The sequence below is a fragment of the Altererythrobacter lutimaris genome, from assembly GCF_013371495.1.
GTDB classification, from domain to species: domain Bacteria; phylum Pseudomonadota; class Alphaproteobacteria; order Sphingomonadales; family Sphingomonadaceae; genus Erythrobacter; species Erythrobacter lutimaris_A.
In genome coordinates this window covers 2,785,602-2,799,734 of record NZ_JABWTA010000001.1, presented here as the reverse complement: position 1 = coordinate 2,799,734, position 14,133 = coordinate 2,785,602, and the positions used below count along the sequence as shown (strand labels likewise).

Genomic DNA, 14,133 nt, shown 5'->3' with positions numbered 1-14,133 from the left:
TCCAACAAAGTTGACAAAGTTGACACCTGTCAACTTCGCGAAATTGGCCTCAAACCCGCATAATTCTGCCGTTTATCCCCATTCCAACAAAGTTGACACTTTTCCTATTTTTTGAAAACTCCGCGAAAGTTTTCCGGCCTTCGCTTGCCTTCTCAATCATCGCTGTTCCAGGATTCTTCCTCTTCGCGATCAAGCTGTTCCTGCTCCAGTTCGAGCTGGCGCACCGCGTCCTCATATTCGACCGCGGCCTGCTCGGCCCAGGTAGCAGGGCCGGTTTCCACGCGTTTTACCAAAGCCGCAAAATCATCGCGCTCGTACCGCGCACCGCAATGCCAGTCCGGCATGCGCGGCGGGCCGAACCGTTCGCGCATTTTGAGCATCGCTAAAGTGAGCCGCTCGTCATATTTGCGCGACGTGCCGACCAGTTCGCCGCGATAGAAATGCGGCACTTCCACGCCGTTCATGGCGCGGTCCATGGCGACTTCGGCGAGCGCATCGAAGCGGCAGCGCAAGGCAGCGCCCCAGGCAAAGTCGAACGGCTCCCCTTTGAGCCGTGCGCGCAGTCCATAGGCGGACTGTCGGCTCATGCCGACGGCGCGCGCAGCCTTGGCGACGCTGTGGGTCTCGGCCAGCGCATGGAGGAATTCGGCTTGTTTGGCAGGCGTCCAGCCATCGTGACGCTGCGCATAGGGAAGCGCGCTGTCGGGCGAGGCCGCGCCGACGCTAGTGGTTGCGGGGAGGGTTACGCCAGTGCTCTCTGGGGTGTGGGTCGGATCGCTCATCCGCGAGGATAAGGCACAAAACGTTGGAGTAGGAAAGGCGTGGCCAATCCGCCCTGGCGGCGGTAACCCCTCAAACGTAATGAGCCAGCCGATCACCATCCTTGTCGATGCCGATGCCTGTCCGGTGAAGGAGGAGGTTTACCGTGTGGCTGAACGGCACAAGGCGCATGTCCGCGTCGTCAGCAATTCGGCTTTCCACGTGCCGGTGAGCGAGCGGGTCAAACGCGTAGTGGTGGATGACGGCTTCGACGCCGCCGATGACTGGATTGCGGAGAATGCCGATGCGCGCGCCATCGTCATCACTGGCGATATCCTGCTGGCCGAGCGGTGCCTGAAAGCAGGTGCGAACGTGCTGGCGCATAATGGCAAACCGTTCGATGCGGCGAGCATTGGAAGCGCGATTGCGACCCGCGCGATCATGGCGGACCTGCGCGCCGGCATGGACGGAATAGGCGGAGGCCCGCCGCCTTTCAGCAAGGCCGATCGCAGCCGTTTCCTGCAGGAACTCGACAAATTGCTGGTCAAACTGGCGCGCGCCTAGCGGTTCCGCGGACCTGGGCCAGCGGAACTTGGGCGAGGCCCGTGGATTGAGGCTGCATGACCATGTCCCCTACCCGCTCGTTTTTCTGCGTCGCTGCCATCGCGGCCAGCCTTGCCCTTACCGCTTGTGTTGGCTCCCCCGGCCCGGTCGGCAATGCCAGCGTGCCGCAGCCCGCAAAGCCTGTCGAAACGCAGGCCTATCTCGGCAAATGGTACGAGTATGCCCGCTACGAAGCGCCGTTTCAGAAGGGTTGCGAAGGCGTGACGGCGGAGTACTCGCTGCGCGATCCCGGCGATCCGGACAGCAAGATCAAGGTCGTCAATTCCTGCCGCAAGGGTTCGCTGACAGGCGAGTTTGACCAGTCGACCGGCAAGGCAAAAGTGGTCGAAGGCTCGGACGGGGCAAAGCTGAAAGTCAGCTTCTTCGGCCCGTTCTATGGCGACTATTGGGTGCTCGACCGCGGCGAGGCAGGCGCGGATGGATTGTACGACTGGTCCATCGTGGGCGAGCCAAGCGGGCGATATTTGTGGATGCTCACCCGCGAACCGCAACCTGATGCGGAGCTACGCGCGCTGCTGGAAGCCCGGGTGAAGGAGCTGGGGTATGACTGGGGGTTGGTTCGGATGACTGCGCAGCCCGCACAGTGAGGTCAGGCCAAGTGACCGCGAAACCATGCGGCCAGTTCGTTTTCTGACAATTCGCCTGCAGCCAAGGATTGCACAGTCAATAACGCATCTAGCGGATCAAAGGTCAGCTCGACTGCATTCAGCGCGAGGAAAGTGCGTGCCAAGACCCAGGAAGTGCGCTTGTTACCATCAGTGAAAGGGTGGTTGCGCGCGATCCCGAAGGCATAGGAAGCGGCGAGCGCGCACAGATCGCTCTCCCCGTACTCCCACTGGTTACGCGGTCTCGCCAACGCGCTTTCCAGCGCTCCGGCATCGCGCACACCTATGGGGCCGCCATGTTCAGCCAGCTGACGATCATGGATCGCAGCAGCGATTTTGGCGTCAAGCCAGACCGGTTCAATACGGACGTTCAACGAAGGTTACTTGGCAAGCTCGCGCAGGATATCGCGATCTTCGCGCATGATCTGCTCTGCCACTTCCATCTTCTTGGCAAAGGACGGGTCTGTCACTGTGATGCGAATGCCATCGGGCGCTTCAGTGACATAGACTTCGTCCCCCAGGCCCACACGCATGCGCGCCAGCACCTCTTTGGGCAGGACGATCCCGGCAGAATTGCCGATCTTGGTGATTTTAAGCGGCTTGTTCATACGGGTGTTATAACTGTAATTTCTTGTTGAAGCAACTAAGGGTAAAAACCCAATTCTCCACAGACGTTCGTATTACTTGCGCTGGGACCAACCACACTTAACTTGTTGCCAATGGCAATTCTGAATAACCCGTTTGACGAGTACGCTCCGTTAGAACCTACGGAGCAAATGAAGCGAAATGAGATTTGCTGGTGTCGGTCTGGGAGAAAATGGAAGAATTGTCATCGTCTGCGCTCTGACAAATCACCCCTTCCTCTCAGTGCATTTAACGCAAGGTTTTACGAAGAGGCGAAGACTACCAAATTCTGCCTCCACCCTAGTGCACCTGCCGGCTGTTCCGATACTGTTTGCGCCGCTCACACGATTCAGAAACGCACCGGGTTGATCGCTCTTGCCGAGGATCGGCATGTTCTCTCCGCGCGGGATTCTAGCCCGGCAAGTGGTTCAAATCTGCTGCAAAAAGTCGGTATTAAGAAGGCGTCTACGTTTTACGGCTTTTGCGCAGATCATGATAACCGCACGTTTAAACCAGCTGAAAGCGCCGATCAGCCAAACGAGAATGTAGCATTTCTGCTAAGTTATCGAGCCCTGTGCTTCGAAGTCTACACGAAGAAAATTGGGCTCCAGACCTTGCATTTCTGTCGAGACAATATGGATCGCGGGCAGGCATTCCCGGAGCAAGCTCGGATTCAGCAACTGCTCGCTGCTTCGATTTTCAGCACCTCGCTGGGTTACGCCGAGCATCTCAGATCAAAAGATGATTGGGACGCAGCACTACTGAGTGGTGATCGCTCCAACTTTTCGTGGTCGTTCGTGAAATTCGATGGCTTACTTCCGATCGCGACTTCAGGAGTTTTCATTCCGGAGTTCGACTTCGAGGGCAACCAATTGCAAGCTCTTGATGCGCCAAGGGGTAGCCTCGCTTTGCTAGGATTCAATATCTTACCGATTTCCGGAAAAACCTGCGCAGTGTTCGGGTGGCTGGACAAGAAACCTCAGAATGCCAGATTCTTGGAGACGCTTCACGCGGTTCCAGAAAGTCACCTCGCATCTGCATTGATCCAATTCGGATTCGACACCTGTGACAACTTGTTTGTCAATCCAAGCTGGTGGGATCAGCTCGACAAAGAAAAGAAGACCTATCTCGAGCGCAATCTTCGAGGCAGTACACCCGGGAGCAAGTGGCCGACGGGTTTGATTCCGAACGATCCTCCAGTTTTGGAATTACCCGTAATCGCCCGAACATAATACCCCTTCACCCCTCCGGTAAATACAGCTTCTGGCCCATGTCCTTATATTTCTCCGCCATCTCCGCCATGCCTTTGAGCGCAGCTTCCTTGCTCGCCTGAGCCGCCTCTGCGCCGGACTGCCCGCTTTCAAGGAAGCCGTCCGCGCTCTGGTTTTGCTTGCCCGCAAAGTCCCGCACCTCTTGGCTGATCTTCATCGAGCAGAATTTCGGCCCGCACATGGAGCAGAAATGCGCGGTCTTCGCGCCCTCTGCCGGCAGCGTCTGGTCGTGGTAATCCTCCGCCGTATCGGGATCGAGCGACAGGTTGAACTGGTCGCGCCAGCGGAACTCGAACCGCGCCTTTGACAGCGCATCGTCCCGCACCTTTGCGGCCGGATGCCCCTTCGCCAGATCCGCTGCGTGCGCGGCGAGCTTATAGGTGACAACGCCCACTTTTACGTCATCACGGTCAGGCAGGCCCAGATGCTCCTTCGGCGTGACGTAGCAAAGCATCGCCGTGCCGTACCACCCGATCTGTGCCGCGCCGATGCCGCTGGTGATGTGGTCATAACCCGGCGCAATGTCGGTGACGAGCGGGCCAAGCGTGTAGAACGGCGCTTCGCCGCACACCTCCAGCTGCTTGTCCATATTCTCCTTGATCTTGTTCATAGGCACGTGGCCCGGCCCTTCGATCATCACCTGCACGTCCTGCTTCCACGCGCGGTGGGTGAGCTCGCCCAGTGTATAGAGCTCTGCAAACTGCGCTTCGTCATTGGCGTCCGCGATGGAGCCGGGGCGCAGGCCATCGCCCAGCGAATAGGCGATGTCGTAAGCCTTCATGATCTCCGTGATCTCGTCGAAGTGCTCGTAAAGGAAGCTCTCCTTGTGATGCGCGAGGCACCATTTCGCCATGATCGAGCCGCCGCGTGAGACAATACCTGTGACGCGGTTTGCAGCGAGCGGGACGTAAGGCAGGCGCACACCGGCATGGATGGTGAAATAGTCGACGCCTTGCTCGGCCTGTTCGATCAGAGTGTCGCGGAAAATCTCCCAGGTGAGGTCTTCTGCGACGCCGCCGACTTTTTCGAGCGCCTGATAGATTGGCACGGTTCCAATCGGAACGGGCGAGTTGCGGATGATCCATTCGCGCGTATCGTGAATGTTGCGACCGGTGGAGAGGTCCATCACCGTGTCCGCGCCCCAGCGGATCGACCAGACCATCTTGTCGACTTCGTTCGCGACGTCGGATGCGACGGCGGAGTTGCCGATATTGGCGTTGATCTTGACCAGGAAATTGCGCCCGATCGCCATCGGCTCGCTTTCGGGGTGGTTGATGTTGTTGGGAATGATCGCGCGGCCGCGTGCGACCTCGTCGCGCACGAATTCGGGCGTAATGAGATCAGGGATCTGCGCGCCCCAGCTCTCCGCGCCCTCGCGATTGGCAGCGATCAGGTCCGCCGCCATTTCGCGGCCCAGATTCTCGCGCTCGGCGACATATTCCATTTCCGGAGTGATGATCCCGCGGCGAGCGTAATGCATCTGCGTGACGTTCATGCCGGCCTTGGCCCGCAGCGGCCGCTTCACCACATTAGGAAACGCGGGCACACCGCCAGAGCGATCTGGCCCAAGCTGGCCGTTATCTTCCGGCTTCACCTCGCGCCCGTCATATTCCTCGACATCGCCGCGCGCGAGGATCCACTCGCGGCGTTTCTGCTCAAGCCCCTGGTTGATGTCGATCGCAACGTCGGGATCGGTGTAAGGGCCGGACGTGTCGTAGACGCGCACGCTCGGCTCATCGCCTTCGAGGTCGATCTCGCGCATGGCGACGCGAATGCCGCTACCAGTGCGCGCGCCCACGTGGACCTTGCGGCTGCCGCGAATGGGGCCGGTGGTTACACCGATTTCAATGGGGGAGTTGATATCAGCCATGCGCAAAGTCTCCTCAGCCAGCGAAAGAGACTTCGGGCGCTATCGCAAATACGAGGCCGCCCACTCCCTCCGCTGATGTTAATCAGTTCAGGTTCAACGGGTCGGGCGCTGCGACACGCCCCTCTCAGCCACTATCCAGCAAAGGACTCGCTGGCTCCCCGGGGATGGTTTGGTGTTAGGCGCTATTCTTGCTCTGGTCCAGAGGTCTCAGGAATGACTCGTGTTTCACCAAGTTTCGAGAAATAATCCTCTCCACTTGCGATGAGCTCAGCGCTCGCATCTTCAGGGTTTGCGCGGGTTCCAACATGAATTCCAATGACTTTTTCCGCGTTGAGCATGGTACCGATCACTTCGCGTCCGCTGTCTTCCAACAGCATCCAGTATGGAACGAAGGCCATTCCGGTGCGCGCTTCTGAAAACATAGCTTCATGCGGTGCGAAATGATCGGGCTGACCGTCGGCATCGCCGAGATGCATTACGCGATGATTGGGTGTGAGCGCCACGCGGAAGACTATATTCTCGAGACCCGCATTGCGATTGGGATATCCGATGTGAGGCACGCGCACGGCATCGATACGCATCGAACCAAGCGTATAGCGCAGCGAATGACCTGGCGCCAGGTCGACGCTCTTAACACGCTCATCAAACTCAAGCTTCCAGTCGGGATGAGCCTCCAGCATTGCGGCGACCTGCGTCGGGACGAACAACCGCAGGTCTTTTTGAGCCGCAAGCAAGCGGATGATATAATCGGCATGAAAATGATCGCGATGCGCATGGCTGATGAAAACAGCGTCGACACCTTCATAGGGCGCAAGCCCATCGATAATCGTTTCAGCGAATTCATCATTCATCACAGGGCGCAGGCCTGGTTGAAACAGCGGATCGAACAGGATCTTGGCATCGCCTGCCTCAACCATCACACCTTCATTCGCAATCGCGCTGGCTCGACCTGTTTCAGGATCATGCGCTTGGGCAATGAATGGTGTGGCGCAGAAAGATAATACTGCGAATGCAATGAAATGTGGACGGAAGCTCCGTATAATTGGAACGGGAAAGACTGTTTTCATACAAACTGCAAGAGCCGAGGGCAAAGCTCAGGTCAAGCTGAAGCAGGACGAACGCCATACACGAGTCTACCGTCGCCCACGCACTTAGAACGTATATGCAATTCCCAGCGCGCCGAAGAGCTGGTTCGCATCACCGCGCACGCTCGTGTAGGGCGTGTCCGCCGCATCGCCTTGCAGGCGTGAATAGCCGCCAATGACGACCGCTGACAGCCCGCCATTGGCGAGGTTGCCGTCGAGATCGATGATCAGCAGCGCGTTCGCGCCGATGCTGTTGAGCCCGCCTTCAGCCTGAAATGGTGCAAGACCTGTCGCTGCGCTTTGCGCGGCATCGACCGAGTAATAATAGTCCGCAAAATCGTCATCGACGAATTGCGCGCTCAGATTGAAAATACCGATCATCCCGCGATTGATCGGCGTAAAGTAAGCGATCTGCGGCTCGATCACGCGGCCTGAATGCGCGCCTGCCACATCCCACCGCACATCCAGCTCGAACCCGAGATTGTCGGCGCGCCCGAATACCTGACTGATCCCGATGCCGCTGGAAAAGCCCAGCTCGAATGCACGGTCGAGTTCGCCAGCGAGCTCGACGACTTCATCCTCGATATCGTCCGCGCGGTCGCTGCGCACGCGGAAGCTGGGGCCGAAACTGTACGTGATCCGCCCCTCGCCATCAGGAATGAAGTCAGCGGCCAGCCCTGCCGGACGCGGCGCGAGCCGGATACCGCCAATGCTGCCTTGCAGGACGGGCGCTGGCGAGATCCGGTAATCATCGGAGCCAGAATAGCTCGAGCCAACACCTACCCCGACACCCACTGTTACCCAGTCGCCATCGAACACACTCGGAGGACGGCCACCTGGCGGACCACCTTGGCCGCCGGGCGGCGGGCCCTCCTGACGGGTTTCAGCTTGGGCCTCGTACTCTTCGGCAGCGGTGTCGCTCTTTTCTGGTCGCTCGTCCGCCAGCGCAGGCGTAGCAAATCCGCCGACCAGCGCGGCGCTGAGAAATCCGGTCCGTATCATTGCGACTCTGCCTTGTGCTCTACTTCAGCCATCAAGCGATCGGTGCAGGAAAGCGTTCCTCGCCTTGATCGCGGCCAAGTGTCTGAAACAGGGCAGATGAACTATCCGTGAGTGCTCGCCGCTTGCCATTCCGCGATTGCTTCAATCGGGTAAACTAGCATAATCACGTTGAACGTCAGATTGTCCCGCACGACCCAGCCCGCAACGATCTCGCCGACAAGAGCAAGGGCGATGGTCACTTTCACAGGCAAGCGCAGCGCCAGCCAGAAGCCGAAGCTCATCCAGCCAATATCGGCGAAGGAATTGAGCACACTATCGCCGGAATATCCGAAATTGGCTGTGACAGAGCGGAACCGGTCAATTACCAGCGGCGTGTTCTCCAGCACTTCCCAGAATGCTTCGAGAAATACCGCGAGCGGCAAGCCCCATCGAAACGCATTCGCCCCGCCCCAGCCGCGCTTGACGAAGATCCACCAACCGAGCGCATAGAATATCATGCCATGGATGATGTGGCTGGGCGTGTACCAGTCCGAAATATGCTGCGAATTGCCCGCATCGTTGATCAGGCCATGCCAGAGTTTGACGTAACCGCATTCGCAGATCGGCGGGCGCCCCATGGCGAGCAGGATCAGCACAGTCGCCACTGTCAGTACGAGAGAAACGATTATCGTTTTGCGGTTCGGTATGAGCGTGCCCATCGGCCGCAAGAGATGAATCAGCATGCGACGCTTGGCAAGTAGGGCACGCCAAGCGTCTGGGGATATGAGCTGTGTGCGCCCTGCCGGTTGACAAGAGGGCAACAGAGATCGACACACACCTTTGAGGGGTTCGACTCCCCTCCACGGGATTGTCGGGCGCGGGCCACAGGTCACACATAAAGCGCGGCTATCCCAGCAGATGGGTGCAATCGACTCTTACTCGATCCAAGAAAGGGCACCCTCTGCTGTCAGCCGCTTCGCGCGGCAGCCGTCGAGCGGCTTTGCGGGCTTCGGGCTCCCGCCGCTCGGTTGTGATAGCAGAGGGTGTCTATCGATTGCAGACAGAATTGGGGGGATGAATGATCTGGGATTTGCTTGCGGGCGTTGTCATTCTTGCGGTTCTCGCGCTGTTTTTGCGGGCGGGATTCGTGAAGCACACTGTGCCAGCTGGTCATTCGGGACTGCTCTATCGCAACGAGGTGTTCGCTGAAGCGCTCGAGCCTGGGGTCTATCGCAGGTTTGATCCGCTTCGCAGCGAGCAACTTGTCGTAATTGCTACCGTGGCAACTGCGCTCAGCCCGAACGTGTTTGAAGTCATTAGTAAGGACCAGTTTTCCTTTCGTGTCATGGTTACGCCGCTCGTTACAATCGCAAATGCCCGCGAATTTCACGAAGGAACCCCGCCAATCTCAAAGGACATGGCGCAGTTCTACACTGGGCCTGAAATGCGCCTGTCGTTACTCAACCCTGTGCTTTCCAACGGGATCATGGAAGCGGTCGCTGCGAAAACGCTGGAGGAATTCCTGGACGATCCAGCAGGCGCGCTGGAAGGCGTTTCAACTGAAGTCGCCAAGGTTTTGCCCGGGGTCCAGCTCGATAATCTTTTGCTGACTTCGATCACTTTGCCTCCTGAAGTGCGCAAAATGTTCACGGAAGTCGAGCGCGCGCGGCGCGAGGGCCTAGCCGGATTGGAACGGGCGCGCGCTGAACAGGCATCCCTGCGCGCGCTTGCCAACGCGGCACGCAACCTCGCGGACAATCCCCAGCTTGCACAGTTGCGCATGCTGCAAACCATGGAAACCGCGAAAGGCGCGAAGACTTTTGTGCTGGGCAGTCCGCCCGAAAGCGTTCCCGGGGCAGAAAAGCCTCAGGGTTAAGCGTTCACTTTCCATTGCCCCGCTTTGCGCGCTGGCCTAGGGCATCTGCGTAATGAGCGAACGGGCGTATGATGTAGCGATTGCAGGCGGCGGGCTTGCTGGCGGGCTGATCGCGCTCGCGCTGCATCGCCGCGCGCCAGATGTGCGCTTCATCGTTCTGGAAGCGGGCGAAGTTCTCGGCGGCAATCACCGCTGGAGCTGGTTTGAAACAGATCTTGGCGAAGATGGCGACACATTGCTTGCCTCGTTCGCGATCAATCGCTGGGATGAAGGCTATGACATCGCCTTTCCCAAATACGAGAAGACGCTGGAGACCTCTTACCGCTCGCTCACAAGCGAGGAGTTTCACCGCAAGCTGATTGGCGAGCTGCCTGCTGAAAGCGTGCGGTTCAGCGCGCGGGTCGAGGCGCTCGATGACTGCGGAATTACGCTGGCAGGGGGTGAGCGGATCGAAGCCAAACGCGTGGTCGACTGCCGGACCTTCAAGCCGAGCGCGCATCTTGCAGGCGGATGGCAGGTCTTTCTCGGCCAGCACATCCAATGCGACGAGCCGCACGGGCTCACGCGGCCGGTCATCATGGACGCAACCGTCGATCAGATTGCACCGCATGGTAATGGCTCCGCCTATCGCTTCGTCTATGTCCTGCCGCTGAGCGAGACGGAAGTTTTCGTCGAAGACACCTATTATGCCGATCACCCGAAGATGGATAAGGACCAGCTGTGGAGCCGCACGCAAGCCTATGCCACGCGTCACGGCTGGCACGGCGAGGTGATGGCGCATGAGACAGGGATTTTGCCCGTACTGACAGGCGGTGACTTGAACGCGGCGCTGGCTGACCGGCGCGTGCCGGGTGTCGCCATGGCAGGCGCGCAAGGCGGCTTTTCACACCCGCTCACCAGCTATACTTTGCCGTTCGCTGTGGAGAATGCGCTCGCTATTGCAGAGCTGCTGAAAAGCGCGCCATCCACCACCGCGAACGAGCTCGCCACCTTCTGCCAGAAACGCGCTGATGCGCATTGGCGCCGCACCGGCTTTTACCGCTTGCTCTCGCGCATGCTTTTCGAAGCGGCCAATCCCGAGGAACGAGTTGTGGTGTTCCAGCATTTCTATGACTTGTCCGATGATCTGGTCGAACGCTTCTATGCAGGCGGCTCAACCTGGTCGGACAAGGTCCGCATCCTGAGCGGCGAACCGCCCGTACCTATTTCGCGGGCTATCAAAGCGTTGCTGTCTCGCGGCACGCCCCTTTCGACGGAGAAACCGGCATGAATGTCGAAACGACGATCAATAACGACATCACAGCCGGAGACGGCGCGTTGACCTCTGCCGAGCAAGGCAAATATGACGGCAAGCGCGCTTGCGTCGTCGGCAGCGGGTTTGGCGGGATGGCGCTCGCGATCCGGCTGCAATCCGCTGGCATTCAAACGACAATCGTGGAAGCGCGCGACAAGCCGGGTGGCCGGGCTTACTATTGGGAAAAAGACGGTTTCACTTTCGATGCCGGGCCGACCGTTGTCACAGATCCTGACTGCCTGAAGGAACTGTGGGCGCTGTCCGGCCATGACATGGCCGAAGATGTTGAACTGATGAAGGTCATGCCGTTCTACCGGCTCAACTGGCCTGACAGCACCAATTTCGATTACTCCAACGACGAAAATGAGCTGAATGACGAGATCGCGAAGCTCAATCCAGCCGACGTCGCCGGCTATCAGCGGTTCCTGGAGTATTCAGAGCAATGCTACGAGAAAGGCTATCTCGAGCTTGGTCACAAACCGTTCCTCGATTTCAAGTCCATGCTGAAGGCCGCACCTGCTCTGATGAAGAAGCAGGCCTGGCGCAGCGTCTATTCGATGGTGTCGAGCTTCATTGAGAACGAGAAGCTGCGCGAAGGGCTTTCCTTTCACACGCTGCTCGTTGGCGGCGATCCGATGAAGACTTCTGCGATCTACACGCTGATCCACAAGCTGGAAAAGGATGGCGGCGTGTGGTGGACGCGCGGCGGGACCAATCGCTTGATCGCAGGCATGGTGCGCCATTTTGAACGCCTCGGCGGCACGATCCGCGTGGGCGATCCGGTGGTTCAGGTTCACACCATCGGCACGAAAGCGAGCGAAGTCGAAACCAAAAGCGGTTGGCGCGAACGCTTCGATGCCGTCGCAAGCAATGCCGATATCATGCATTCCTACAAGGACTTGCTGTCGGGTTCGAAGCGCGGTCAGAAATATGCAAAGTCTCTGGCGCGCAAGAAGTTCAGTCCGTCACTGTTCGTGGTCCATTTCGGGCTCGACGGAACCTGGCCGGGCATCGCGCATCACATGATCCTGTTCGGGCCGCGCTACAAAGGGCTGCTGCAGGATATTTACGATCACGGCGTGCTACCGCAGGATTTCTCGATCTACCTGCACCATCCGACTGTGACTGACCCCAGCATGGCGCCCAAGGGCAAGAGCACGTTCTACGCGCTCGTTCCCGTCGCGCATCAGGGCAAGCTGGCGGTTGATTGGGACGAAGTCGGACCGATCCTCGAGAAACGCATTCTCGACGAGATCGGCCGCCGCCTGATCCCCGACATTCACGAGCGCATCGTGACGAAGTTCCATTACGCGCCGAGCGACTTCTCAACCGATTTGAATGCGCATCTAGGCAGCGCTTTCAGCCTTGAGCCGGTGCTGACCCAAAGCGCGTTCTTCCGCGGCCACAACCGCGACGATGTGATCGACAATTTCTACCTCGTCGGTGCAGGCACGCATCCGGGCGCAGGCATTCCCGGCGTTGTCGGCAGCGCGAAAGCAACCGCAGGCTTGATGCTGGAGGACTTGGCGGTAAAGACCGCCTGATGAAACGCCTCGCTGTTTATTGCGGCTCTGCTTCGCCAGAGGACCCGCGCTATCTTAAACTCGCCCGCAATGTCGGGATGACTCTCGCTGCCAAGGGCATTGGCGTCGTTTATGGCGGCGGGCGGCTCGGCCTGATGGGCGCGGTGGCAACCGGCGCGCTAGAGCAAGGCGGCGAAGTCATCGGTATCATCCCTGAAGCGCTTGCTGGCAGCGAAATCGCGAACACCGACTGCACCGAGCTGCATGTCGTGTCCGGCATGCATGAGCGCAAGCAAGCCTTTACGGACTTGTCCGATGGCTTCGTGACCTTGCCAGGCGGGGTCGGCACTATGGACGAGCTGTGGGAAGCGATCAGCTGGGCGCAATTGGGCTATCATTCCGATCCGGTCGGCGTGCTCAACGCTTTCGGCTTCTTTGACGAGCTCATCGCGTTCAACAAGAAGATGGGCGATGTCGGCTTTGTGCGCCCTGCCCATCAGAACATTCTGATCCATGCAGACAAGATGTCCGACCTGCTCGAGAAAATGCAGGCTTACGTACCGCATACGCCGATCTTCCGGATGAAAGCCGAGGATCTGTGAAAGAGCGCCCGCTCGCGCCCTCGCAATTCATGCGCGAGACCATTCGCGAGCCCGGCGGAATGCGCCACCGCGCCGCGCTGGTCGAGAAATCCCGCTTGGCCATCGCGGACGGTTCAAAGAGCTTTTCCGCCGCCAGCCGGTTATTCGACAAAACCACCCGCGAGCGCGTCTGGATGCTTTACGCCTGGTGCAGGCGGTGCGATGACTTGGCAGATGCGCAGGACATGGGCGGCGCGCTGGGCGATCAGTCCGACATCGGAGAAGCGGTCAAGCACATCCGGCTGCTCACACAAGCGGCACTGGACGGCCAGCCGACCGCTGACCCGGCCTTTGACGCCTTCGGACAAGTCGCCTCCGAAGTCGGGCTGACCATGGAAGATGCTGATGCGGTCATTGCCGGGTTTGAGCTTGATGCAGATGACTGGCGCCCACGCAGCGAAGCGGACCTCATGCGCTATTGCTGGCATGTCGCAGGCGCTGTTGGCGTGATGATGGCGCTGGTGATGGGGGTGAAGCGCGAGGACGCCTTCACCTTGGATCGCGCTGCCGACCTCGGCTTTGCCTTCCAGCTTGCGAATATTGCGCGCGATGTGGTCGAGGATGATGCCGTGGGTCGCTGCTATCTGCCCGCCATCTGGCTGGTCGAGGAAGACATTGAGCCCGGCCAGCATACCAAACCGCATCACCGGCAGGAATTGGCAGACATGGCCGCAAGGCTCATCGCGCTGATGGAGCATCACGCAGCGGCCAGCCGGATTGGAGCAGCCAAGCTTCCCTTCCGCAGCCGCTGGGCGATCCTGTCTGCGGCGCGCATCTACACCGCGATCGGCCGCGAAGTGGAAGCCAAGGGGACTGCCGCTTGGGATCACCGCGTCTACACATCAAAGGCGCAGAAGATCGGGCATGTGACGGCGGCTTTCTTCGAGGCCTTGCGCAACCGCCCGCCGAGCCTCGAAGCCATGCCCAAATGGACGCGCACAGAGCTTGCCGAAATGGGCCGCGCGTCCTAACCCGTTTCG

General features: G+C 59.2%; 15 protein-coding genes and 1 riboswitch. Of the genes, 8 read left to right on the top strand and 7 right to left on the bottom strand.

Translation table 11 applies throughout. From position 1 onward, the window contains the following. Positions 1 to 152: 152 nt before the first annotated feature. Positions 153 to 782, bottom strand: coding sequence for a hypothetical protein (locus HUO12_RS13625; RefSeq protein ID WP_176274105.1), 630 nt, complete (start codon positions 780 to 782; stop codon positions 153 to 155). A gap of 79 nt (positions 783 to 861) precedes the next feature. Here HUO12_RS13625 and HUO12_RS13620 point away from each other — a divergent pair, with 79 nt between their 5' ends. Both HUO12_RS13620 and HUO12_RS13615 read left to right on the top strand, forming a co-directional pair. Further along, positions 862 to 1,323, top strand: a complete 462-nt coding sequence (locus HUO12_RS13620) for a YaiI/YqxD family protein (RefSeq protein ID WP_176274104.1) — start codon at positions 862 to 864, stop codon at positions 1,321 to 1,323. 56 nt (positions 1,324 to 1,379) lie between these two features. Beyond that, positions 1,380 to 1,970, top strand: a complete 591-nt coding sequence (locus HUO12_RS13615; RefSeq protein ID WP_232367405.1) for a lipocalin family protein — start codon at positions 1,380 to 1,382, stop codon at positions 1,968 to 1,970. Between the two features lie 2 nt (positions 1,971 to 1,972). On the opposite strand, the gene HUO12_RS13610 is transcribed toward HUO12_RS13615, so the two are convergent. Next, a complete protein-coding gene (locus HUO12_RS13610; protein ID WP_176274103.1) occupies positions 1,973 to 2,362 on the bottom strand; it encodes a type II toxin-antitoxin system death-on-curing family toxin in 390 nt (129 codons plus the stop codon). Positions 2,363 to 2,368: 6 nt separating this feature from the next. Then, the gene (locus tag HUO12_RS13605) at positions 2,369 to 2,596 is read right to left on the bottom strand and encodes an AbrB/MazE/SpoVT family DNA-binding domain-containing protein (RefSeq protein WP_176274102.1); all 228 of its coding nucleotides are present in this window, start codon (positions 2,594 to 2,596) and stop codon (positions 2,369 to 2,371) included. Positions 2,597 to 2,707: 111 nt separating this feature from the next. On the opposite strand from HUO12_RS13605, the gene HUO12_RS13600 reads away from it, so the two are divergent. Continuing rightward, positions 2,708 to 3,844, top strand: coding sequence for an SEC-C metal-binding domain-containing protein (locus HUO12_RS13600; RefSeq protein WP_176274101.1), 1,137 nt, complete (start codon positions 2,708 to 2,710; stop codon positions 3,842 to 3,844). A 7-nt stretch (positions 3,845 to 3,851) separates the two neighbouring features. Here the strand turns inward: HUO12_RS13600 and thiC are convergent, their stop codons facing one another. From thiC to HUO12_RS13580, 4 genes are all read right to left on the bottom strand, one after another. Further along, positions 3,852 to 5,753: a phosphomethylpyrimidine synthase ThiC gene (thiC, locus tag HUO12_RS13595; RefSeq protein WP_176274100.1), complete on the bottom strand. Its 1,902-nt coding sequence runs from the start codon at positions 5,751 to 5,753 to the stop codon at positions 3,852 to 3,854. A 47-nt stretch (positions 5,754 to 5,800) separates the two neighbouring features. Next, positions 5,801 to 5,924: riboswitch (TPP riboswitch) on the bottom strand. A gap of 11 nt (positions 5,925 to 5,935) precedes the next feature. Then, positions 5,936 to 6,820, bottom strand: coding sequence for an MBL fold metallo-hydrolase (locus tag HUO12_RS13590; RefSeq protein WP_176274099.1), 885 nt, complete (start codon positions 6,818 to 6,820; stop codon positions 5,936 to 5,938). 84 nt (positions 6,821 to 6,904) lie between these two features. After that, positions 6,905 to 7,840 (bottom strand): MipA/OmpV family protein, encoded by a 936-nt coding sequence (locus tag HUO12_RS13585; protein ID WP_176274098.1) that lies wholly within the window; start codon positions 7,838 to 7,840, stop codon positions 6,905 to 6,907. 101 nt (positions 7,841 to 7,941) lie between these two features. Next, positions 7,942 to 8,562 (bottom strand): DUF2585 family protein, encoded by a 621-nt coding sequence (locus tag HUO12_RS13580; protein ID WP_232367404.1) that lies wholly within the window; start codon positions 8,560 to 8,562, stop codon positions 7,942 to 7,944. 335 nt (positions 8,563 to 8,897) lie between these two features. Here HUO12_RS13580 and HUO12_RS13575 point away from each other — a divergent pair, with 335 nt between their 5' ends. The 5 genes from HUO12_RS13575 to HUO12_RS13555 are packed head-to-tail and all read left to right on the top strand — an operon-like array spanning position 8,898 to position 14,124. Continuing rightward, positions 8,898 to 9,695, top strand: a complete 798-nt coding sequence (locus HUO12_RS13575; protein WP_176274097.1) for an SPFH domain-containing protein — start codon at positions 8,898 to 8,900, stop codon at positions 9,693 to 9,695. A gap of 52 nt (positions 9,696 to 9,747) precedes the next feature. Beyond that, positions 9,748 to 10,965 carry a lycopene beta-cyclase CrtY gene (crtY, locus tag HUO12_RS13570; RefSeq protein ID WP_176274096.1) on the top strand — a complete coding sequence of 406 codons (1,218 nt, stop codon included), beginning with the start codon at positions 9,748 to 9,750 and terminating at the stop codon, positions 10,963 to 10,965. Beyond that, on the top strand, positions 10,962 to 12,533 hold the full coding sequence (locus tag HUO12_RS13565) for a phytoene desaturase (RefSeq protein WP_176274095.1): 1,572 nt from the start codon (positions 10,962 to 10,964) through the stop codon (positions 12,531 to 12,533). The genes crtY and HUO12_RS13565 overlap by 4 nt, the downstream gene beginning before the upstream one ends. Further along, on the top strand, positions 12,533 to 13,114 hold the full coding sequence (locus HUO12_RS13560) for an LOG family protein (protein ID WP_176274094.1): 582 nt from the start codon (positions 12,533 to 12,535) through the stop codon (positions 13,112 to 13,114). Before HUO12_RS13565 ends, HUO12_RS13560 begins: the two co-directional genes overlap by 1 nt. A 29-nt stretch (positions 13,115 to 13,143) precedes the next feature. Continuing rightward, entirely contained in the window at positions 13,144 to 14,124 is a 981-nt protein-coding gene (locus HUO12_RS13555; protein WP_232367403.1) for a phytoene/squalene synthase family protein, read from the top strand. The last annotated feature ends 9 nt before the right edge of the window (positions 14,125 to 14,133 follow it).

What these genes read in the sequence shown, in the direction of transcription:
- HUO12_RS13625 (WP_176274105.1), bottom strand. Translation starts at nt 782, where the DNA reads ATGAGCGATCCGACCCACACCCCAGAGAGCACTGGCGTAACCCTCCCC.
- HUO12_RS13620 (WP_176274104.1), top strand. Translation starts at nt 862, where the DNA reads ATGAGCCAGCCGATCACCATCCTTGTCGATGCCGATGCCTGTCCGGTG.
- HUO12_RS13615 (WP_232367405.1), top strand. Translation starts at nt 1,380, where the DNA reads ATGACCATGTCCCCTACCCGCTCGTTTTTCTGCGTCGCTGCCATCGCG.
- HUO12_RS13605 (WP_176274102.1), bottom strand. Translation starts at nt 2,596, where the DNA reads ATGAACAAGCCGCTTAAAATCACCAAGATCGGCAATTCTGCCGGGATC.
- HUO12_RS13600 (WP_176274101.1), top strand. Translation starts at nt 2,708, where the DNA reads ATGGCAATTCTGAATAACCCGTTTGACGAGTACGCTCCGTTAGAACCT.
- thiC (WP_176274100.1), bottom strand. Translation starts at nt 5,753, where the DNA reads ATGGCTGATATCAACTCCCCCATTGAAATCGGTGTAACCACCGGCCCC.
- HUO12_RS13590 (WP_176274099.1), bottom strand. Translation starts at nt 6,820, where the DNA reads ATGAAAACAGTCTTTCCCGTTCCAATTATACGGAGCTTCCGTCCACAT.
- HUO12_RS13585 (WP_176274098.1), bottom strand. Translation starts at nt 7,840, where the DNA reads ATGATACGGACCGGATTTCTCAGCGCCGCGCTGGTCGGCGGATTTGCT.
- HUO12_RS13580 (WP_232367404.1), bottom strand. Translation starts at nt 8,562, where the DNA reads ATGCTGATTCATCTCTTGCGGCCGATGGGCACGCTCATACCGAACCGC.
- HUO12_RS13575 (WP_176274097.1), top strand. Translation starts at nt 8,898, where the DNA reads ATGATCTGGGATTTGCTTGCGGGCGTTGTCATTCTTGCGGTTCTCGCG.
- crtY (WP_176274096.1), top strand. Translation starts at nt 9,748, where the DNA reads ATGAGCGAACGGGCGTATGATGTAGCGATTGCAGGCGGCGGGCTTGCT.
- HUO12_RS13565 (WP_176274095.1), top strand. Translation starts at nt 10,962, where the DNA reads ATGAATGTCGAAACGACGATCAATAACGACATCACAGCCGGAGACGGC.
- HUO12_RS13560 (WP_176274094.1), top strand. Translation starts at nt 12,533, where the DNA reads ATGAAACGCCTCGCTGTTTATTGCGGCTCTGCTTCGCCAGAGGACCCG.
- HUO12_RS13555 (WP_232367403.1), top strand. Translation starts at nt 13,144, where the DNA reads ATGCGCGAGACCATTCGCGAGCCCGGCGGAATGCGCCACCGCGCCGCG.